Origin of the sequence: Brevibacillus sp. BC25 (assembly GCF_000282075.1) — a bacterium.
GTDB lineage: Bacteria > Bacillota > Bacilli > Brevibacillales > Brevibacillaceae > Brevibacillus.
In genome coordinates, this window is record NZ_AKIX01000077.1 from 39,153 (window position 1) to 59,555 (window position 20,403).

22 protein-coding genes are annotated in these 20,403 nt (G+C 46.8%); 12 read left to right on the top strand and 10 right to left on the bottom strand.

Annotated elements, in window-relative coordinates; translation table 11 throughout:
• The first annotated feature begins 166 nt into the window (after positions 1-166).
• Both PMI05_RS20060 and PMI05_RS20065 read left to right on the top strand, forming a co-directional pair.
• Positions 167-724 carry a cysteine hydrolase family protein gene (locus PMI05_RS20060; protein WP_007725645.1) on the top strand — a complete coding sequence of 186 codons (558 nt, stop codon included), beginning with the start codon at positions 167-169 and terminating at the stop codon, positions 722-724.
• A gap of 113 nt (positions 725-837) precedes the next feature.
• On the top strand, positions 838-1,263 hold the full coding sequence (locus PMI05_RS20065) for an NUDIX domain-containing protein (protein ID WP_007725648.1): 426 nt from the start codon (positions 838-840) through the stop codon (positions 1,261-1,263).
• A 52-nt stretch (positions 1,264-1,315) separates the two neighbouring features.
• Here PMI05_RS20065 and PMI05_RS20070 read toward each other — a convergent pair whose 3' ends face one another.
• On the bottom strand, positions 1,316-1,519 hold the full coding sequence (locus tag PMI05_RS20070; RefSeq protein WP_007725650.1) for a YwbE family protein: 204 nt from the start codon (positions 1,517-1,519) through the stop codon (positions 1,316-1,318).
• Positions 1,520-1,596: 77 nt separating this feature from the next.
• On the opposite strand from PMI05_RS20070, the gene PMI05_RS20075 reads away from it, so the two are divergent.
• From PMI05_RS20075 to PMI05_RS20100, 7 genes are all read left to right on the top strand, one after another.
• Complete coding sequence (locus PMI05_RS20075) at positions 1,597-2,082, top strand: hypothetical protein (RefSeq protein ID WP_007725652.1); 486 nt, start codon at positions 1,597-1,599, stop codon at positions 2,080-2,082.
• A 112-nt stretch (positions 2,083-2,194) separates the two neighbouring features.
• Complete coding sequence (locus PMI05_RS20080) at positions 2,195-3,817, top strand: response regulator (protein ID WP_007725654.1); 1,623 nt, start codon at positions 2,195-2,197, stop codon at positions 3,815-3,817.
• A gap of 12 nt (positions 3,818-3,829) precedes the next feature.
• On the top strand, positions 3,830-4,192 hold the full coding sequence (locus tag PMI05_RS20085) for a response regulator transcription factor (RefSeq protein WP_007725655.1): 363 nt from the start codon (positions 3,830-3,832) through the stop codon (positions 4,190-4,192).
• Entirely contained in the window at positions 4,189-7,077 is a 2,889-nt protein-coding gene (locus PMI05_RS20090) for an ATP-binding protein (protein ID WP_007725657.1), read from the top strand. The genes PMI05_RS20085 and PMI05_RS20090 overlap by 4 nt, the downstream gene beginning before the upstream one ends.
• A gap of 152 nt (positions 7,078-7,229) precedes the next feature.
• Entirely contained in the window at positions 7,230-7,436 is a 207-nt protein-coding gene (locus PMI05_RS30170) for a cold-shock protein (protein WP_081496852.1), read from the top strand.
• A gap of 84 nt (positions 7,437-7,520) precedes the next feature.
• Entirely contained in the window at positions 7,521-7,829 is a 309-nt protein-coding gene (locus tag PMI05_RS20095) for a hypothetical protein (protein ID WP_007725666.1), read from the top strand.
• A 188-nt stretch (positions 7,830-8,017) separates the two neighbouring features.
• Entirely contained in the window at positions 8,018-9,058 is a 1,041-nt protein-coding gene (locus tag PMI05_RS20100; protein WP_007725671.1) for an acyltransferase, read from the top strand.
• 86 nt (positions 9,059-9,144) lie between these two features.
• Here PMI05_RS20100 and PMI05_RS20105 read toward each other — a convergent pair whose 3' ends face one another.
• On the bottom strand, positions 9,145-10,287 hold the full coding sequence (locus PMI05_RS20105; protein WP_007725673.1) for a sensor histidine kinase: 1,143 nt from the start codon (positions 10,285-10,287) through the stop codon (positions 9,145-9,147).
• Positions 10,288-10,484: 197 nt separating this feature from the next.
• Between PMI05_RS20105 and PMI05_RS20110 the strand changes: the two genes are divergently transcribed.
• From PMI05_RS20110 to PMI05_RS20120, 3 genes are all read left to right on the top strand, one after another.
• The gene (locus PMI05_RS20110; RefSeq protein WP_052006444.1) at positions 10,485-11,534 is read left to right on the top strand and encodes a glycosyltransferase family 2 protein; all 1,050 of its coding nucleotides are present in this window, start codon (positions 10,485-10,487) and stop codon (positions 11,532-11,534) included.
• Complete coding sequence (locus PMI05_RS20115; RefSeq protein WP_007725677.1) at positions 11,531-12,415, top strand: hypothetical protein; 885 nt, start codon at positions 11,531-11,533, stop codon at positions 12,413-12,415. Before PMI05_RS20110 ends, PMI05_RS20115 begins: the two co-directional genes overlap by 4 nt.
• A gap of 311 nt (positions 12,416-12,726) precedes the next feature.
• Positions 12,727-13,230: a hypothetical protein gene (locus PMI05_RS20120; protein WP_007725678.1), complete on the top strand. Its 504-nt coding sequence runs from the start codon at positions 12,727-12,729 to the stop codon at positions 13,228-13,230.
• 45 nt (positions 13,231-13,275) lie between these two features.
• Here the strand turns inward: PMI05_RS20120 and PMI05_RS20125 are convergent, their stop codons facing one another.
• From PMI05_RS20125 to PMI05_RS20160, 8 genes are all read right to left on the bottom strand, one after another.
• The gene (locus PMI05_RS20125) at positions 13,276-14,112 is read right to left on the bottom strand and encodes an N-acetylmuramoyl-L-alanine amidase (RefSeq protein ID WP_007725680.1); all 837 of its coding nucleotides are present in this window, start codon (positions 14,110-14,112) and stop codon (positions 13,276-13,278) included.
• Positions 14,113-14,118: 6 nt separating this feature from the next.
• The gene (locus PMI05_RS20130) at positions 14,119-14,574 is read right to left on the bottom strand and encodes a holin family protein (protein ID WP_007725682.1); all 456 of its coding nucleotides are present in this window, start codon (positions 14,572-14,574) and stop codon (positions 14,119-14,121) included.
• Between the two features lie 92 nt (positions 14,575-14,666).
• Positions 14,667-14,804 (bottom strand): hypothetical protein, encoded by a 138-nt coding sequence (locus PMI05_RS20135; RefSeq protein WP_007725683.1) that lies wholly within the window; start codon positions 14,802-14,804, stop codon positions 14,667-14,669.
• A complete protein-coding gene (locus PMI05_RS20140) occupies positions 14,804-14,998 on the bottom strand; it encodes a hypothetical protein (protein ID WP_007725684.1) in 195 nt (64 codons plus the stop codon). The genes PMI05_RS20135 and PMI05_RS20140 overlap by 1 nt, the downstream gene beginning before the upstream one ends.
• Complete coding sequence (locus PMI05_RS20145) at positions 14,998-19,164, bottom strand: DNRLRE domain-containing protein (RefSeq protein WP_007725685.1); 4,167 nt, start codon at positions 19,162-19,164, stop codon at positions 14,998-15,000. Before PMI05_RS20145 ends, PMI05_RS20140 begins: the two co-directional genes overlap by 1 nt.
• Positions 19,165-19,223: 59 nt before the next feature.
• Complete coding sequence (locus PMI05_RS20150) at positions 19,224-19,496, bottom strand: hypothetical protein (protein ID WP_007725686.1); 273 nt, start codon at positions 19,494-19,496, stop codon at positions 19,224-19,226.
• Complete coding sequence (locus tag PMI05_RS20155) at positions 19,497-19,814, bottom strand: hypothetical protein (RefSeq protein ID WP_007725687.1); 318 nt, start codon at positions 19,812-19,814, stop codon at positions 19,497-19,499.
• On the bottom strand, positions 19,811-20,403 hold a 593-nt coding region (locus PMI05_RS20160), incomplete at its 5' end, for a DUF2313 domain-containing protein (RefSeq protein ID WP_007725688.1). The genes PMI05_RS20155 and PMI05_RS20160, both read right to left, overlap by 4 nt.

Here is a 20,403-nt window from a genome sequence, read left to right on the forward strand (position 1 = left end):
TTTTGTGGTACAATTATCCAGAGCGGATTCACGCTCTTCTATGATGAAAGGAGTGGTCAGTTATGAAAAAGGACATGAATCAACGTTCTTATAAAGCTGTGCGTGTACCAAACAACCAAAAAGGGGAACACCAACACTAACCCCCTTTCACCTAGGAGGAAATGGATTGATTCGAAAAACAGCTCTACTGATTATTGATGCGCAAGTAGGTATTATCGAAGGGCAATTTGGTCCTGTTTTTCAGCCGGCTACACTTGTCCAAACATTGGGAAAAGTAAGAGAAGATGCCTATAGCAAGGATATTCCTGTGCTGTACGTTCAGGATGCGGATGTCGGAGAAGTCGGTTCGAACGACTTTGCCATCCACCCTGAGATCGCCCCTCTGCCATCAGAAACGGTGGTTCAAAAACTAGCGACAGACTCCTTTCACGGAACAGACCTGCACGAAAAGCTACAAGCGCTCGGAATTAATCACCTCGTCATCATGGGGTGCAAAACCGAGTATTGTATCGACAGCGCCTGCCGCAAAGCGACGACACTCGGCTATGATGTGACGCTCGTCAAAGACGGGCACTCTACATCGGACAATCAGGTACTGTCAGCAGAACAAATTATCGCCCATCACAATACATGCTTGCATGGATTGGGGAATATTGGACCATTTATATTGGTGCGGGAATCAACGGAGGATGTCTTCGCCCCTACCCATGATACTTACCGCTAACGTTTTGCTGAACTTCTCGAAACCGTCTACTCAGGCGGTTTCTTGTTTTGTCCTGCTTACGATTGGACCTTGCTATAATGGAAGAAACGAATCTGGCTATTGAAGGAGAAAGCATGTCTACTACTATAGCTGTACCAAGATTGGGCGTAGGAGCTGTCATCCTAAACGACAAGAATGAGCTTTTGCTGGTTTTACGAAACAGAGATCCAGAGAAGAATACGTGGAGCATTCCTGGGGGAAAAGTTGATCCCTATGAACAACTGGAGACGAGTGTCATCCGTGAAATCAAAGAAGAAGTCAATCTCGATGTCGAGATAAAGGCCCTCTTATGCACCGCAGAAACCATCCTCCCGGAAAATGGTGAGCATTGGGTTTCGATCATTTACGAAGTCACGATTCTCAGTGGAGAAGCACGTAATTTAGAGGAAGACGGGGCAATTGGAGACATGCGCTGGTTTTCGCTCGATGCACTTCCGTCGAATCTGGCTTGCTTCGCCGTACCCGCTATCGAGCATTTGCAGAACCGGAACCATTCATGAAAAACAAAACGGACAGTCACCCATGTGGCCTGTCCGTTTTGTTTGAAGAAGATTACTTCTCTTTTTGGATAATCTCTTGCACTCTCCCCACTTGTCCATCCGTCAAACGAACCTTGATTCCATGTGGATGTGTACTGGAGTTCGTCAGGATATCCTTGACGATCCCACGCGTGCGCTTGCCAGTGCGTTGGTCCTGTTTCAATACAATATCGACTTCGAGTCCTGCTACGATGTCTTTTCGGTTTTTTCCGTTCATTTTCCCTTCTCCTTTTTTCGTTCTGTGTCCCACCTATGATATAATCGACAAACAAATCCATCTCACCGGAGGAATCCATGCTTACTTTTGAAGAAAAACTAGCGATTATTGAATCTTTTCCACAACTGACTCGGAATGAGGTCTCCCTGAAACGGGTTAATTTTCATTATGAGGAAAGCCTTCATGACAAAAAGACAGTGGTCTATCATCTGCATCCGAACGGCAACGGCTTTGTGTTCGTCGGCTTTGTAAAGAGCTATCAAAAACAAAAAGACGATAAGGGCTTCATCAATATCCGTGATTTCTCGGCGGATGAACTGCGCACGGTTATCGAAGCGTCGATCCACTCTCTCTCCCAAAAACGTGAGGAAGCGCCTAAAAACACTGCAGCATCAGATCAACTGGAGCAAACATGGGTCGACAAGCAAAACCGCACGCTCTTGCTGCAACAGGAAGACGCGCTGTGGAACGTATACCACGGGATGAACCTGGAAGCTTCCTTTGAATCGTACGTGGAAGCGGAGCAGTATCTGATTGAAGAAGGATTTTCCCTGCAACAATAAGAAACTTCCTCCTCCCTGCTACATGTACCATACCAAATCGTAGACGTTTTGATCAAATGAGCGCAAGCGATCCGACTGCTTGCGCCATCCCAACACAGGGGGGCGATACTTCATGATCAAGTACAGAGAAACGCTTCTTGCAAATATTCACAAACAGATTGAGACGTGGTACGACCAGGAGGTTCCCATCTCTCATGATGATCTATATCGATTTCTCCATTCGTTGAAGGGAACTGCCGGAACGATTGGATTGACCGACCTGTCTGATCTGTCTCGGATCCTGCTGGATCAAATGGATGACATGCCTGCCAAGGATTGGTCGCTCGGTGAATGGCGATTGTTTTTGCAAGAGTTGATCATCTTGTGTTACGAACAGCGCCCGGAACAGGAAGTTTTTATTGAGAACCCCACTCTTCAACGGGAATCCCCTTGTGAGCAACAGCCTTTGGTCCTCATCCTGGATGATGACATCACTCTGCTTATGTATCTAAAGGAATATTTAGAAAAACGCAATTGGTCTGTCATCGCTACGGTCTACCCTCATAAGGCTCTCGACTATTTTCACGACATAAACCCTGACTGCTTCATTCTGGATTTGAACATCCCGGAAACGGGCGGCTTCCAAGTGATGCAGACGATTAGCGAAAAAATAAAAAAGCAATACGTACCAACGACCATCATCAGCATCGATTGCGAACGGGAGACCCGTCTGCATGCCTATCGTTTGGGCGCAGATGACGTCATGTGTAAACCGCTTGATATGGAAGAGCTGGTCGTACGCCTCGAACGCCAGCTTCGCCGGAAGCGCTGGATGAACAGCATCTTGTTTTTGGACGAGCTCACGGGTGTCAACAATCGCAATTCTTTTGTTGATACGTACCAACGGCTTCTTTCTGATGCCCAGCGGACAAATACCCCTTTCTCACTGGCATTTTTGGATATCGATTTTTTCAAAGGGGTCAATGATACATACGGTCATCTGATCGGCGACGAGGTGCTGACTCGTTTTGCTGCTTTCATCGGGCAGAGCTCGGAAAAACATGATGTATTATTCCGGTACGGCGGAGAGGAATTTATCCTACTGATGCCGCGTACGACTGTACAGACAGGAAAGATGCGCCTGGATCAGATGCTCTCTTCTTTTTGTTCGCTTACGTTCGATGCTCCTCAAGGAACGTTTTCTTTGAGCTTTTCCGGTGGAATCGTACAAGTAGATGATCCTCATAAACCTCATACGTATTGGGTAGAAGCTGCGGACACTGCTTTATATGCGGCCAAAAATGCAGGGCGGCGCCGGATTGAAACCGCTCAAATCACAGAGACACATGACCCCCCTAAGATAAAACTGAAGGTCGCCATTATTGATGACGATCCGATGATTCGCGTGATGCTTGCCGATTCCATCCAAACCTGTTTTGACGGTTGGATGCACGTCGACATTCAGACTTACGAAGAAGGAGCAGCTTTTTTTGACTCCACCTGGCATCAGGGACAAGAGCCTTATCTGGTCATTTTAGACGGGATGATGCCACAGATGGATGGCCTCGAAGTTCTCCAGAAAATCCGGAATTTGCCGAATGCCAAGAAATATACGGTGATTATGCTAACAGGTCGTACGGAAGAGCAAGACATAGTCCGCGCCCTTCAGCTCGGTGCTGACGACTATATGACCAAGCCATTCCGTACACGCGAACTGGATGCTCGCATCACGCGACTAGTTAAGCGAATGTTGTAAGGAGGAAGCAAGATGGCAACAATTATGCTGGCCGAAGACGAAGCCGTGTTGCGCATGTTGATTGGCGACACGCTCGAAGACGAGGGACACGAGCTCGATATCGCTTGCGACGGAGAGGAAGCCCTGCAAAAAATCTGCCAAAATGAGTACGACTTGATTATTTTAGATTATATGATGCCAAAGCTGACAGGCTTTGAAGTATTGCAGCAGCTCAAACAGATGGACGATAAAAAGGCAGTCAAGGTCCTGATCCTCTCGGCAAAAAGTCAACATGCCGAACAGGAGAAAATGCGTGAAGCTGGTGCTGATGACTTCATGCCGAAGCCCTTTAGCCCGATGGATCTCGTCCGGAAAGTGGAGGAAATGCTCGCATGACGGGGTTCTGGGCGTTTATCAGAAAAAGCATCACACGTCGCTTCATAGCGATGATGCTTCTTTTTCTGTCTCTTCTGATTGCGGGCGCTGTCATCGTTCAAAATTTGAATAGCAGCGCATTAAACCATTATCAAACGGAGATATACAATACCAAGGAAAAACAAAATTTGGTCGCAGACATAGCTGAGCACACGAACCAGATCTTTTTTCGCGCAAGGGGTTATTACGCTTTCTTGAGCCCATCTGAGTACAATGAGCTATTTCTTGAGAAAAAGAAGCTGGAACAGGCGCTGGAAAAATTTAAGAAGCTTCCGCTCAATGATGAGGAGCAAGCGCTTGTCGCTTCGATCGAATCTTTCTTCACGAACTTTTTCGCCAATGTGTTTCCTACTTTTTCGAGTTATGCAAAGAACGGAGACTTTGAATCCCTGCGAAAAGCTTCGGCCAGTGGCGTGAATCAGGAAGTGAACAACCTGCTTACATACGCCGGGCGGTATCAGGAAGAGCACGATCAGCTGTTATATACGAAAAACCAACTACTGTTCGAAGAGATGTCACAGATAAGTACCTGGTTTCTCGTGTACTCGCTGATGGTGCTGGTGATCATGGTAATAGTCACCATTCAAACTACACGGGATATCGGCAGGCCGTTGGTTCGTCTATCCCAAAATGCTGAACAGTTCGCTAATGGCGGTACACCTCTTTTGCAGGATTTGAACAGGGTTGACGAAATCGGCAGGCTCTCCCGCTCCCTCGACTATTTGATCAGGCAAATTCAAGCCAAAGAAGAAGTGCTCATGGCGCAAAACGAAGAGCTGCAAGCCCAGCAGGATGAACTGATGATGCAGCAAGAAGAGTTACAAGAAGCATTGGGCAAAATGGAGGAAAACGAACGGTATCTGGAAAAGAAAAACCGTTTCATCCTCTCTTTGTCGAATACGCTGGATAAAGAGGAGCTGCTGTCCAGTATCATTCGCAATATAACTGAAGTCATGGATGCCGATAAAGGTGTTATCGTCATGTTGAATACTGACAGGGATGCAGCTAGCTTTGGCGTTTCGCAGAATGGTCTGGAGCAATTGCGCAAAGGATTGGATGATGGTCCGTTCGTGCGAATCAGGGAAACGGGCCTGCCATATGTCCTGATGCGTGAAAGTACTGACGCTGAACGCGGCTACACAGAGGAAATGTCACAAACATTTGAGCTTTACCTCCCAGTGCTAGATGCCCAGCAGACAATCGTTGCATGTATCATCCTCTCCCGTATCGGTCGAAAATTCACGAATCAGGAGCTACAAGCCATCATCGGAATCGCCAAGCAGATTTCCTTGGCACTAGACAAGCTCGCGATGTATGAGGAGACAGAGCGACAGCGTAAAATGACACAGGATATGCTCGATTCTGTTCAAGAAGGCATTCAGCTTATTGATCTGAGTGGAGAAACACTCCAAGTGAACTGGAATTTTTGTGAGCTCTTGTGTTACGACCATCAGCTCGCTTCGCAAGGATTTGACTTGGGACAGTTCCTTTCCCATCTACAGAGTCGAACCTCTGAGCCTGATCGGCTGATTCAGTATGTCAGATCTGTCGTTTTAGACGAAGGTGCCACTCCTTCAGGCAGTATTGTGTTTCAGATGACCGGACCGCAAGTACGCTATATTCAGCTCTATGCAGAGCCACTGTACCGGAACCAAGAGAAATGGAGTACCTTGCTCGTTTACCGTGACTTCACCAAGGAATACGAGATCGACCAAATGAAATCGGAATTCGTCAGTACAGTCAGCCATGAGCTGCGTACCCCTCTCGCCAGTGTGCTTGGCTTTGCGGAGCTGCTGTTAACGAAAGCGCTCAAGCCCGAACGTCAACAGCGGTACATAGCGACCATTTATCAAGAAGCTACTCGTCTGACTGCGCTAATCAACGATTTCTTGGATTTGCAGCGCATGGAATCCGGCAGACAGACGTACGAGCTAGAGAATGTTGCGATTGATCAAGTGATTCAGGATATTTTCGGACTTCATCGAGTCCAGTCCCCTCTCCATCGGTTTGAACTCGATCTGCAAACGGAGCAAACCGTTGTTTATGGAGATCAAACCAAGTTACGTCAAGTATTTTTGAATCTGATCAGTAATGCCGTCAAATACTCCCCGCATGGTGGTCAGGTCCGGGTGGGTTGTCGACAAGATGGAAATCGCTTGCTCGTGGAGGTGCAGGATGAAGGGCTAGGCATTCCTTCCGAAGCCATCCCTCACTTGTTTACCAAATTTTATCGCGTAGATAACTCGGATCGCCGGGAGATCGGCGGTACAGGATTGGGTCTCGCCATTGTTCAGGAGATCGTCCATATGCACCATGGAGAAGTTGCCGTTACGTCCGAATCGGGCAAGGGTAGTACATTTACGGTTACTCTTCCATTGGCTGAGCACGCTGTGTCCCCTGACTATCCAGCGGAAAGTGAAGAGGCAGTTCCTCCAACTGGTCAATGCAAAGGAAACGTTGTGATCGTCGAGGACGATTTGAACTTAACCGAGCTGCTGCGTCATGAGTTAACATGCTCTGGATTCCGCGTCAATTCCTTCTCTACGGCGTCAGAGGCAGTAGCGGCAATCGAGGAGCTGCGACCGGATGCTGTCGTGCTTGACCTTAACTTGAAGGACGGCGAGAGTGGTTGGAAGGTCATTGAGGAGATACGCAACAACCCGGATTTACGGACCATCCCGATCGTGATCTCCAGTGCTTTTGAGGAAAAGAAAAAGGCATTTGATCTGGGAGCAGCCGGCTATCTGATCAAGCCTTATCATCCAGATACCTTGTCTAAAGCGATTTTGCTGGCCATCACGAATCAAGAAGCAACGGGACAAATCTTCATTCCCGATGAACAGTAAGGATATTAATGGACAAAAGAGGCTGAGGCTCTGCAAGCGCGGCCTCTTTTTTTACCTTCTACCAAAGAAAATCTTGGTATATTCATGCGCTTTCCATCACACATTAATAGAGGTTACTTTGTGCACTTTTGCCCTGCAAAGGAGGAGTTCATGTGTATTTCTCAAAAAAAGCAGTCGTTCCAATCGAAGAAGAGGAAACAGATGTATGGACGTGCAGTAACGAGGGCTGTACGTGCTGGATGAGAGATAACTTTTCCTTTGATAAGAGCCCGAGCTGCCCTTTTTGCCATGCCCGTATGGTAAAAGACACGCGCATGCTACCGGTCATAACCAATCACAGTAGCAAACGGAACTCTTGAGCCCTTCTTTTCTTTTTTCTTGCGGGTATTCTTCCTCTTCTCTACAATAAGCTCATGACGTACGAATGTTAGAGGAGTATGACCATGAACCGAAAAGAGATGGAAGATCAAGTGATTCAAGCCTACCAGCGCGATGAGGGTATGATGATTCTCGTTTTTGCCCAATGGTGTGTGAATCACGGTCTCGATGCACGCGAATTATACCGCCGCGCTTATCCCGCTCAAAGCGAAAATTCGTTACTCGCTCAAATGCTGGACAATACCGTTCCCAAAGAAGAAGCAGAGGACATTCCTGATGCGACTCTCCTCGGTGTATTGTCACTGTTTGGCAATGACGATTTGGCGTTTGTGGTCAGTGAGACCATCGATGAAATGAAAAAGAATCCGAAATAATGTATGAAAGTCATACTCGTGCGAAAGCTACACGCGCGGGTGTGGCTTTCTTTCTTTTTCCCTTTCCAGAACTCCCCTCCCCTGTCCAAATACGATTCAAAGAAAACTTTATTATCATAAAAACCATTCACAGTTAATTGTTTGAGCGACAACGTCAGCCGAAAAACGATGAAATGGAGAATATCGAAATGTATACAGATTCAAAAATCTTGAAATCTCTGTTTTACATCCAGCTCTTCTCAAGTTTTCTCGTTGTAGTCGGTCATTTCACGGCTTCTGTACTTTCTTTTACAGATCCTTTTTGGATCGTGGCCCTCAATCAGATCAGTCGTTACGGCACTGTCCTGTTGACGATCGCCACTGGTTATTTGACTGCTTATTCTTTTGAAGCCAAGAGCCCTACTGCTCGCGAGTTTTTTTCAGGGAAGCTTCTGTATATTTTTGTCCCCTATTTAGTATCTGGTGTCCTGTACCATTACTTGTTGAAAAAAGGGATGCCTCAAACTGCCCAGGACTTTACGAACATTGTTTTAGGCAAAACGGGTGACCATCTGTACTTTGTGTTTATGATTTGCCAGTATTACGTTTTTGCCTATCTGTTTCACCGTGCGATCACCAAGCGTAACATTTTGTATGTCATTTGGATTCTGCTCGGTATTCAGTACGTGTACATCAACTTTATCCATCAGGGCTGGTTCGGGCTTACCACGCGTCATATGCTCCCGAGCTGGATTTTTACCCTGTACATGGGGCACGTGTTGTATTGGTACCGTGAATCGATTCTATCCTTTTTGCGAAACAACCGCTCCATCCTGACGCTGATGACGGGTGTTTCTACTGCGGCTGCGCTGTTTTTTGTTGTCTCAAACAAGCTGTATGTGGCTGTGCATTTGACTTTTGTCTTCGCCACGCTTCTGTCGTTTCTCGTGCTCATGGTCTTCTTTCTAGAACGCGTTGATCGTTTGCACATCAAGTTTCGAAAAGGGCTGACGTATTTTATTTTCTTGTTCCACTCTGCTTTTTTGATCATGTTCAAAGATTATCTGTTTGCGAAATACGGCGAGGTTGCTTGGCTGTTTGAAAACACGTGGTACTCTCTGCTGTATTTGCTCCTGATTATCGGTTGTAGTTGTCTGTTGGCGCTCATGCTAGTCTGGCTGGTAAACAAACTGGAGCGTATCTCCAAAACCATACGACAAACACGCAGGCCACTTCACGCTAGCAAATAAACAGCTTTTTCACAAAAAAATGACCTATTCATGATGCACGTCTGTTAACGAGCGTGCCTTCATGAATAGGTCGTTTTTTTGTGGTATTAGATATGATGACTCATCGACATCGAACCACTTGTACATGTGTCGCAGGGCTTGAACTGCATGGAAAATTTCGTCTGCCGATCAGTAGACTCGCACGTAATCGTTCCCCCATGCCGCTCAATGATTTCTTTGCAGACGTATAAGCCAATTCCAGTACCGAGCTCCTTCGTCGTGAAAAACGGTTCAAAAATAACCGAGAGCAGGTCAGGTGGAATTGGCGATCCATTGTTGGAAACGGTAATCAAGGACCTGTCAGGCGTTTGGGACACCTCAATGCCAATCTCCTTATCGCCTGTTTTTTTATGTAACGCATCCAGCGCATTGGAAATGATGTTGATAAACACCTGCTTCATCTCATCCTTGTAGCCTTTTAGTTGAAAGGTAGGATCGATACTGCATTTGATATCCACATTCACATCAACGATATTCGGATAGAGGAAGGACAGAATCTCATCAAACAACTCCCAAACGCTAAAAACCTCCATTTGCTTATAGACCGCGCCCTTTTTCGAGACCAGCAAAAACTGCGAAACCCGGTAATTCAATTGCCGCAGCTCATTTTCAATAATCTCTACGTAAGGGAGATTCGGATAATCTTCTTTTAACAAACGAGAGAATCCCATAATGGAAGTAAGCGGGTTTCGGAATTCATGGACGAAGCTGGAGGCCATTTGCCCCAGAATCGTGAGCCTGTCTTTGTGAGAACGCTCGATAAACAGCTTCTTCTCTTCCAAATCGTTGTCTTTGAGGTCAGTGTATTTGAAAACAGCGTGTACCAAAAAGAGATCAAAGCATTCGTTTATTTTCAATAAGGCAGGCATTAAAGCGGCAGGCGTAAACGGACCTTTTTGGAGAAGATCGATAACCATTTCCCTGCCCATGCACACGTTGGAAACAAAATCGCCAATGTTGGTCTCTGCCCGGTTTCGTTCACATGCGACCTTGTAAGCCAATTCTTTAATATCCTCAAGAGTGATTTCCGAACGAAAATATTCAATAACCATACGATACAATGCTTGCCCATTCAGATGGATCAATCCCTTGTATTGATCACTGTCCGAAACGGCAATTCGTCGCTTGAATTCTTTCACGATCGTTGCCTCGTGCTCGTCCAAATATACTGCCAAGTCATCCATCGGCATCTATCCCCACTCCGAATAATAGGCAAATCCCCTTCCAACCTATTATACTATCATTACCGTTAATTAACTAAATATTTTTACTACTTTAACAAAAAGAAATAGCAAAGGGAAAGGAGCTACTTGTCATCGTAGCTCCTTTTGCATACTCGTCAAGGTCGCTCCAGCCCCCGTCAGAAGGGTAGCCGTTCCCAGACCAGATCGAAGCATGTCTGTCCAGCGTGCATATGGTGGTAGACGAGATCATTGTTGTCGATACAGGATCAACCGATGGTACACAGGATATTTGTCGGAAATACGGGGCGAAAGTTCTGGAGATTCCTTGGGAAAACAGCTTTGCGAAAGCGAGAAACGCCGGATTGCAGGTTGCCAAGGGAGAGTGGATTTTATGGCTGGATGCGGATGAAATCGTACAGGAAGAAAAACCAGGGGTGCTTCGTCAAGCTGTAAGTGCGAGCAAAGGCGACGCCTTTTTTATGAAAATGATCCATTACACTGGTTCTAAAAAGGAGCACGCTTCACGCCACTCCGCTTACCGATCCGGGCAAATCCGCTTATTTCGCAACAAAAAAGGGTTTAGATTTCTGAGGGACATACACGAAGTGCTTCAATGGCCAGCCACCGTTTCAGGGGATGTTACCGTCCCTTTGCTACCTGTACATATTCATCATCTCGGATACATGGACGATGCCATTCAACGAAAACAAAAAGCTTTGCGCAACTTGAGGCTCTTACGTCACGAAAGAAAGCAATCCAAACAAGACCCGTGGTGCGATTACCATCTCGCAAACGAATTTTTTCGCGCCAAACAATTAGAGCATGCATTTAAACTGGTGAATCAAGCAATGAAAGGCTTTTTGACCACCAAACAACCTCCCCCGTCTATTTGCTACAAGCTGAAATTCGATATTCTTTTCCAGCATGGCAGTATGCGCGGAGCCTGGCCGGGTATTGCACGAGCTATTCAAATCTACCCCAATTACGTAGACCTTCATTTTTACAAAGGCGTTTTCCTGATGGAGCACGGTCTGTATGCCGAGGCGGTAAAAGTTTTCGAGTATTGCTTGGAGATCGGGGACAATCAGTGGGAGCATTTCAGTGAGCAAGGAATGGGGAGCTTTTACGCTTTTCACTTTTTGGGACAATGCATGGAGCGCATGGGCAAGGCACATGAATCCCTTGTCTACGATTACACAGCGAGCTCCATACATGCTTCGCACTTCGCACAAAAGCGAGAGGTGGTGCTATGAGCGTGAAAACGAGGGTGCTAATCGGAAGTCCAGTTTGTCAGAAACCAGATGTTCTCCGAATGTTTTTGTTTTCGTTAGAAAAGCTGTTGAGCTCAAACTTGACGTTGCACTATTTGTTCGTAGATGACAATAACGATCCGCTTTCGAGCAAAATCCTTCAAAACTTTGCAGGCAAACACTTGGGACAGGTCGACATTATCCCCGCTGCTGGCAGCCTCCATCCTTACACATGCGATGATAAGACCCATTACTGGAGCGACGCACTCGTGTGGAAGGTCGCTGGATTCAAGAACGAAATGATCGCCCGTGCCAAACACCATGATTACGATGCCCTCTTCCTCATCGATTCAGATTTGCTTCTCCAACCAGCTACTTTGGAAGTTTTGCTCGCCTCTGACAAACAGGTCATATCTGAAATCTTCTGGACGAGCTGGACACCAGATACCGTCCCCGTCCCTCAGGTGTGGCTCAAAGATGAATACACCCAATTCGAATGCGCACGCCATGAACAAATTTCCTTAGAAGAACAATACTTGCGAAAGTACGCTTTCTACGGACAACTCCGTGTCCCTGGCGTATATGAGGTAGGTGGTTTAGGGGCTTGCACACTCATCCGCAGAAAAGCGCTGCAGGCTGGCGTCAGCTTTAGGCAAATTTCGAACCTGAGCTTCTGGGGCGAGGATCGTCATTTCTGCATCCGGGCGCAGGCTTTGGGTTTGTCCCTATTTGTGGATACACACCATCCCGCTTTTCATCTCTATCGGGAGAGTGACTTTGCGGAAGCGCGAACCTGGATGAAGCAAATCTACGGCTCCGCTCCTTTACGCGTCAAAACCACTCGCCCTCCTGTGGTCAACAACACAATCCCCCTTGGAAACTAATCCATTATATGGTATATTGGTGCCACGTCTATTTGGATGGAAAGGTACGGTAACTACGTATGCCAACAACTACTTTGTAATGGCCTAAAAAACTGGATAGCTTGCCTTCGGAAAACAAACTGTTTTTCGCACAGGTGAAGTCTGCCCTTTTTTCCCATTACAAAGGAACGTAACGAAATCTGTAGGTGTATATCCTAACGGAGGTTCGCTATGGGGAATCTCCGTTTTTTTGTGTCCAAAAACAGGCCTGCCCTACAGGACATCCAAATAGCAGGTGCGTTCCTTTCACTTTTCACACGAGGTGAAGGACCATGCATACCATCGAGCATACGTGGGTATTACGTGAAAATCATGAAAATCAGCCAGTGCGGCGATATTGCAGCAATTGTGGGCGAATCGTTCTCTTTTTCGATACCAACATCCGCCGCCACAACGCTAACGGCAAAAACATCTATCGCTTCGCTATTTATAAATGCGAAAAAAATCATACGTGGAATGAAAAGCTCTCCATCTACAAAGCCTTTACAGATCATCGAGAGGTGCCAGATACGGAGTTCAGTGAAGAAATCTCGCCACTCCCTACCCTCCCCTTTCATGAATACCAGGAAAAGGGCGTTCAGGAAGTGACGATTCGGATTGAGAGTGCAGAGGCTCGCTTCCGACTCGACAAGCTGCTTTCAGTACAAATAGAAGGCTGGAGTCGCAGCCAGATTGTCCGCAAAATCAAGGACGGGCAAATTCGCCTAAATGAGCAGGAGACGAAGCCAAGTGCTGTCTTGAGTGCAGCGGATATCATTCAGATTAGGATTGAGTAAAAGTATATATAGGAAAAGTCGCAGACAGGATCTGCGGCTTTTCTTTTATTTCTTCAATACGACTGCTTTTCTCGGCTCGTCCCACTCCACTTGCAAGCCAAGTAAGGCGGCAAGCTCCCTTGTTTTCGCAAAAGTAGTTCCCTGGTCGTTTACATAGGAGACTTCCTGTCCGTTCACGGTCACTTTTTGCGTGGAAGGCTCCCATTCCACTGCTCCACCCACTGCCTCCGCAATCAGACGGATGGGTACATAGGAAACATCATCGATTAGCTTGCCTGTGGAAGTCAGTATCAGTTCAACTGCACACTTATCCACACCAGGCTGTGGTTTTTGTGGATAAGCTGTGAGAAACCTGTGGACATCCTGTTGAAACTTTGCCCATGCGTCCTTGGCTGGCATTCCCGTATAGGTTTGAGCGGTCGTATTGACGACAAAAAAGGCCGGGCAGTTTTTCCCCGTAATGTCGTAATGACGCCACAGGTGCTCGACTCCCAAGCCATGCCGTTTCAAGATATCCGCGGTCAGTGCCACTGTTTGCTCGTACATTTTCGCAAAGCTTCCATCTGCGTTGACGCACATTTCAATCCCAATCGTGCAGTTGTTCGGGTAGTTGCTCAGTCTGGTCAAGGCGGCCTGTGAATAAGTCTGCGCCCCGACGTGGTAGCCCATCTCGTCCTCAGGCAGGCAGCGAATGATTTGTTTGTCATCCACGATGTAGTGGGCGCTCGCGACTGTCGTTGGTTTGTTGAAGTAATTTCGGTTTGCGGCGGCATTTGCACCGCTGCGTTCGTTGGCCGTCCAGTGGATGACGACTCCTTTTGGGACGATCTTCTTTTTGGGGCGGGAATTTACGTTGGACAGAATCATCTCGGTGATTTTCATCGTTTACTAGGACTCCTTTCGTTTGGCTCGCTCAGCCTTTGCCTTGATTTCGGCGCTGACTAATCTCTCGATAGATTTGGGCATCGGCCAGCCTGCGCGGTGGGCATTGGCGGTCAGGCTTGTCCAGGTGTGGTAGATGAGGCCGAAGGTGACGCCGTAGAATAAGAAGCCTGGGGTACCCATGACGCGGTCTAGGAGATTGGCTACGGCTGGTAGGGCCATGAGGAATAAGGTGCGTGGGATTCGGGACAGGCCGTAGTCGGAGGAGTAGGATTGGTCTTTTTTGGCGGCGGAGATGCCTGTGATCCAGTCGAGGGCGATCATGAAGAAGAGGACGATTAGGATGTCTTGGCGATTGGTGCCGTATAGATAGTAAAAGGCGGGCGACACGATGGCACCTGCTGTGGTCGCCCAAGCGTTTGCTGGGGTTGCGATGGTGTCTAGGTTGTGTAGGGGTTTCATAGGTTCGTACCTCCTCGCCCCTTTTGGGGACAAAAATAGCCCCGCTAGGTACGGGGCTGACTCCAATTCTCTGTGTATGAAATAGTAGTAGCTTAAAAATCTTGGTTGGTAATTTGCTTGAATTCCTTTGGCGAGATTTCTCCGAAAGGATTGGATGTTGTTTTTACTGCTAGCCGCAGCTTTTCTACTGTGACCCACTTCATGCTAAATGCCAACTCCCAAAATGCCATCACTTAGCACCTCCTTTTAATTGGATGAGCTCAAGCTTAACTTGGGCTAGCTGCTCGCCCATTGTCTGGATTAACGCATCCTTTTGGATATTGCTAATTTTGAGTGAGGAGAGCTCCTGTCCCATTGTCATAACTGGATCTGTTTGTTGCTGTTCTCTAATCACTGAGATAGCCTCTTTATTTTGCATCTTCATTAATCGAACGCACCCCCATAACCATTTACAAGTACACGTTCCCTAGCTGTTCCTTTGTTGATGGTCACCCATAGATTAATAGCCCATTCGGGAGCTGTTTTGTTTTTATTAGTGAACAAATAGCCTCGGTTGACCTTGACGGCATTAGTGCAGTCTTCCCATGTCGGCACATTGTCTAAGTAGTTGTTGCAGACTTTCACACTTTCAATGGAAGAGCCTTCTGGTAAGTATCTTTCAAGTGTCATTAATACACGTAATGGCATACCGTCCAATGTGAAGTCTGCTTTAATATCTGGATTTCCGTACTCTAGCATAAATTCGATATGAGTCTCTGTTCGGGTGAATGTGTAAATCCGTTCGGATGAGATTCCTGCGCTGTCCGTGGCAACGATCTTGATTTGATGCTGCGCGTCCAAATCCAATCGAATCCAAGCGTCATGGCTAATTTCAACTGTGTATTGCTGCCCGGCTACACCCGCAAACGACCTGATTTGTTTCCCGTTCAGATACTCGCTAAAAGTGAAAGTGTTGGCCTCTGGATCAGTGGCTGAATAGTTCACGCTTGGAGGCTTCATGAAGATACCGAGATCTTTGTCTTCGCCATTGATTACCGGTGGTCGATTCCATACGACTCTAAACTTACGCACGACCTCCAAGCTCTTACCCTGCTTGTTGTCCTCTACCCAGACAGTGAGGATGTGGTCAGTGTTCTCCGGAAGATCGACACCTACAATGTCAGTAGCATCAAGGTAAATACGTTTGTTTCGATAGGTTAGCCTCTTGTCAAACAAAATAGGCGTGCTACCATCCGATATGTCGGATGCAGACGCCTGCGTAGGTCCGCTATTGATTTTGTAAAAAATAGAGACGATGTTTCCCGTGTCCTCGTCTACAGCCTGACCGGATACCTTGAGTGTCGAGTTTTCGGTCAAGGCCTGATTATCCGGTGTGTCCAGTGTGACGACAGGGCGTTTGTTGAGGTTGAGTACGCCGCGGTACTTGACCTTGCCTGCTGCCTGGTAGATCGTCGGCGGAATCGAAAAGTCCCTCTGGAATGTTGGGTCATAGAACGTTGCTGGATTGGTGCCTACACCGTCCACAAACGGGCCTGCGAAGGAACTAAACTCGTTACTAGACTCGATCCGCTTGATGTATCCGCCGTCTTCGTAGGTGATGATAACCTTTCCGTTTTTATCGCTGGTAATGCTGGCGTTTGTACCTTTAGCGAGCTTTTTTGCTGTGCCCCAGATTGAACCAGTAGCGACATTAAATCGCACATAATTGTTTGATGAGTCAGCTACATCAGTTCCATGCCAAACCGCGTACAGCTTATTATTAGCATCTCCGATAATTTGTGGTTTACTTTGAGGATAGAGGTTGTTTCCACTTGTAAAAACAGTAGAAGTAAACCAATTGACCCCATTCCAATATCTTTCAAAAATAGCACTTTGGTAACTTGATAGAATGTGTACACTACCACTACGAATGAAAATGCTAGGGTCTAGGTAATCCTGACCCGAGGTGTTTGATGAAGTAAGCTGTTGGGCTGCGTTTGGCGTACCTAAAGTACCATCCGCATTGATCGGTATGGAACCAGCACGGATGTTAAAGCTGTTCTGGTAGGCGCTGTTTTTAGAACTGACACCCCACCACAACTTTGTTCCATCCGGTGAAATGCTAGCGGTGAGTCCACTACCCCACGAAATATTTCCGCTGTCGAGGTTCAAATTGTTACTATAGGTGGCATTTGAGTATATAGCAACATTGAACCAAGATACTGAAATAACAGAGTAAGATGAGTCTGTTCCAAAGATGTAGATAAAAGTACCCTTAGAAACAACAGAAAACGAGTTGTTTGAGGGAATGCTGCTTTTGGTTAGAAAGACCCAAGCTTTACCGTTATCCTTGGAAACATAGACGTAGAGCAGATTGTCTGAGTTGCCACGTACAACACCCACCAACCACCCATTACTCAACCGGACAGGACTCGCCATCTTGGACACGAGATAAGACTGGCTGACTACGTTGACCGGAACATAAATTTTGCCATCCTCTTGCACTACTGTGAAGTTCCGTGTCTGCTTTGCAGAATCATCCGTTCCATCATTGGCCCAAATCTGAATCGATGACGCCTCGGCTGGTAGAAGTCCTGAGACGTCTGTCGAGCCATCCCAGAAACGACCTTGCGAGTAGGTGAGCGTCTTCGAAAATGGCTTCGGATTTGACCCGTCAGATGTTCCAACAGTTATGCTCTGCGTCGGTCCTCCAGCTATGGAGTATTTGACAGACAATGACTGACCAGCGTCTACATCGGAGACGGTGCCTTCCAACTTGCAAGTGCTGCCTTCCGATAATGTCTGATTATTGGCAGGTGACGTGAGCGTCAGCGTAGGTGGGTTGTTGCTGAATGGATCAAGTACAAGAGCACTACTGATTCCATATGCGTTTTGAGCGACTAACCTAGTGTACATATCTTCCGTGGCTTGCGATCTTTTTTTGTGCATATACCCATTGGAAATAGCTATAGGATCAGACACGCTAATGTAATTAAAAGCTGCGTTGTAATTTAGCGGCGTATTAAAAGAATAATTCCCGCTAACTTGTGTCACTAGTACGAACATAGTGTTGTCTGTTGTAGCGTAAGTGTTTCCCGGGCTAAAGGAAGCAGCCTCGGATGAATAAGAGTTTGTTTTGACTGTTTGGACTCCCTTAACGTTTCGGTAAGCAAGAATGCGAGCGTTCCATTCTGTATTAGCAGTTGAAGTGAACGAATAAGAAGTTTCACCCGGCTGCATATTCTTGTAATAAACAGCATACCTGCGACCGACGACCACGGTATCAACCGCCGTAACCCAACCGCTTGGTGGAGTAATGGTCGCACTAGAAGCAAGGTTGACGGATGCTATCAACAAATCTCCAGCAGTTGTGCCCGCGGGTAATACTAACGAAACACCCGTACCTCCTCCATTATGACTCCAGTTATTACCCACATACTCCACCTGTTTTTTGCCTGTTGTCGGGATGGAGTAGTCGATGGTGAGTGTGGGTTGGTTGCTCGTGTAGTCAAGTGAGTTAAAGCCTTTGCTGGTACTGTTTGTCGTTTCGTCGGAGTCTTTAATTAAAAATCCGAAGTTGGCGTAAGTGCCATTTACCATCTCCTGCACAAGCTGCTTGACATCAAACGAGATAGTACCAGCAGCAGACCCCACAGTTAATGACGTTTTTTTGAACGGGTTAAATGGTGTTGGAGCGTTCCATGTAGGAATAGACTCTTGCCAGGCTGATGTCAAGGGATGTACGTCGTAAATCCGTGTCCCGCTAGAACTAGCAGCTTGGTATAAATTGAGAAATGCACTGTTAATTACTACATCATTTGGGATAGCACCAAAATCGAAGAAAATCTGCGACCTAGATAGGTACCCACTTGCCATGCCCACTGCTAAACTTGACGCATTGTAGTAGTTGGTCGTAGGGTATAGCTCTTGTAGAAGTGTGTCATAGGCTACTGAGTTTGATTTCGTTAGCGTAACAAGACGTCCTTGTGCAAGACTAAACACACCCTCGGCAGATGTTGTAACTCCGCCCTTTCCATCATTCGCGATAACTCTCCAGTAGTAAAAGCCAACCGCCCAAGATGTGCTGATTCCCTTTTTTGACGTCGCACTGCCTACGCTGGCATTGTAAATATTCGATGCCCCTGCCGATGTGCCGACCTGCAACGTATATGTGAGCGCATCACCGTCTGAATCGCTTCCTGACCACTTGAAGTCAATGTCCGTACCTTGCTTGATTGTCTGATTGTTAGTAGGTGAGGTTAAAGTGACTGTTGGGGATTGATTTTTCAACCTCTTATACAAGTAGAACTTAGGTGCTATATTAGCGTCTAGACTAATTTGCATGTCTAGATTTCCGGGATTAGCTCCGTCAAACGTCTTTATAACTTTATCCTGTAACGCCGACTGTGTAATGATTTCTATTTTGTACTCATGATCTGCCAAAAAAGTGTATGGATATTCCTTTAGAAACGCATACTGATCATTTTCGTAATACGAGCCTAAATAATACGTGCCAGCTGATTGATAGTATGTGGTACGTACCCACACCCATCCGCCAATATAAGAAAGCTTAGTTGTACGTTCTAATTCTAAAATCCAATCATTTGCCACCTATTATTTCACCCCTTCCGCAAATGGCCGTTATTGCGACCCATTCCTGTTTCTACCATCTAAACCTCCAACCGACTCTGAGCTTCGTTATAGTAGCCCCGAATCACCCTGATAAAGCTGATAGTAGACAGGTCATCGTTGAAATTGTTGTGTACGAATCCGTCCGGCAATGTAGATTCGATTGTATTCACTCGTACTTTCAGGTTTGATACATCTGCAATCAGCACAGCCAGCTCCGCGTGGGCATCCACAATACCTCGCTCCCAACGATTAATGTCCACCTCAGTGACCGGATCATCATGTTTCCAATCCGTTTTTGCTACATAGGACACTTACACCCCTCCTCTCGCTTCGATAACAAAGGTCAGGTTTACAAACTGCGCCCCATTCATTTCAATAGTCCCTGTTTTCTCAGCAACGACCGCTCCAGTTCTGGTCCTCAACTTTGCGCTTGTGATGACTGGCACGCTGGCTACATGCTGGACAGATACTTGTAATGCAATTCCGTCTTGTACGCCTGCAATCGGATGCGAAGCAATCTCCACAGCTTGTACAGGCACTGAAACTGAGCCGTTTATCAAAATGTCGCCGCCCGACACCCTAGCCAGCAAGTCATTCCGGACGGTTTGAAGATAGCTTGGTAGGATCATTTCACGACCTCCTCGTAACGCTTGATTGGTGTCATCCCTACACGAAATTCACTGACCTTGTGGTACTCCTTAATCCCAACCACTAAGACATCTCGCAGCACGATCTTCTCCGACACAACAGGTTCAAAAGCGACTCCATTACAATGAACTGGTCTAATTCTCTCAACAGCTTGAACAGCATTCTTCGTATCGAATCGGTCCTCAATCGGGTAAACATACCGAATCACCTTTTTGCCGTAATCCTCGACCATCTGGACATGCTTGAATGACGAGGAACTCAAACCAATTGCCCGCAGCACGCTGGGAGCAAAACCAAGATACGACCAGTGCTTTTGCTGGATATTCTTTCGCCGTTCCTCAACACTCAGCAATTGCTTTCTCCCGAAATAAATCCAATCCCAGACATCCAACCCCCAGGTAGCTGACCATGGGCTAAACTGCTGTAGGATGTCCTCACGCTGCAAATCGAAAGCATCTACAACTGTCCCTGCACCTTCAAAGTGATATTCCGCCACTTCATTCTCGTACCATTGCGGCGGCAGCATCTGCCGATAGCGTTCTGGAATCATGTTGTCACCGCCATGGTTAG

Bases quoted from the DNA above. Each gene is read 5' to 3' on its own strand.
- PMI05_RS20065 (WP_007725648.1), top strand. From the start codon at position 838: ATGTCTACTACTATAGCTGTACCAAGATTGGGCGTAGGAGCTGTCATC.
- PMI05_RS20070 (WP_007725650.1), bottom strand. From the start codon at position 1,519: ATGAACGGAAAAAACCGAAAAGACATCGTAGCAGGACTCGAAGTCGAT.
- PMI05_RS20075 (WP_007725652.1), top strand. From the start codon at position 1,597: ATGCTTACTTTTGAAGAAAAACTAGCGATTATTGAATCTTTTCCACAA.
- PMI05_RS20080 (WP_007725654.1), top strand. From the start codon at position 2,195: ATGATCAAGTACAGAGAAACGCTTCTTGCAAATATTCACAAACAGATT.
- PMI05_RS20085 (WP_007725655.1), top strand. From the start codon at position 3,830: ATGGCAACAATTATGCTGGCCGAAGACGAAGCCGTGTTGCGCATGTTG.
- PMI05_RS20090 (WP_007725657.1), top strand. From the start codon at position 4,189: ATGACGGGGTTCTGGGCGTTTATCAGAAAAAGCATCACACGTCGCTTC.
- PMI05_RS20095 (WP_007725666.1), top strand. From the start codon at position 7,521: ATGAACCGAAAAGAGATGGAAGATCAAGTGATTCAAGCCTACCAGCGC.
- PMI05_RS20100 (WP_007725671.1), top strand. From the start codon at position 8,018: ATGTATACAGATTCAAAAATCTTGAAATCTCTGTTTTACATCCAGCTC.
- PMI05_RS20105 (WP_007725673.1), bottom strand. From the start codon at position 10,287: ATGCCGATGGATGACTTGGCAGTATATTTGGACGAGCACGAGGCAACG.
- PMI05_RS20115 (WP_007725677.1), top strand. From the start codon at position 11,531: ATGAGCGTGAAAACGAGGGTGCTAATCGGAAGTCCAGTTTGTCAGAAA.
- PMI05_RS20120 (WP_007725678.1), top strand. From the start codon at position 12,727: ATGCATACCATCGAGCATACGTGGGTATTACGTGAAAATCATGAAAAT.
- PMI05_RS20125 (WP_007725680.1), bottom strand. From the start codon at position 14,112: ATGAAAATCACCGAGATGATTCTGTCCAACGTAAATTCCCGCCCCAAA.
- PMI05_RS20130 (WP_007725682.1), bottom strand. From the start codon at position 14,574: ATGAAACCCCTACACAACCTAGACACCATCGCAACCCCAGCAAACGCT.
- PMI05_RS20135 (WP_007725683.1), bottom strand. From the start codon at position 14,804: ATGGCATTTTGGGAGTTGGCATTTAGCATGAAGTGGGTCACAGTAGAA.
- PMI05_RS20140 (WP_007725684.1), bottom strand. From the start codon at position 14,998: ATGAAGATGCAAAATAAAGAGGCTATCTCAGTGATTAGAGAACAGCAA.
- PMI05_RS20155 (WP_007725687.1), bottom strand. From the start codon at position 19,814: ATGATCCTACCAAGCTATCTTCAAACCGTCCGGAATGACTTGCTGGCT.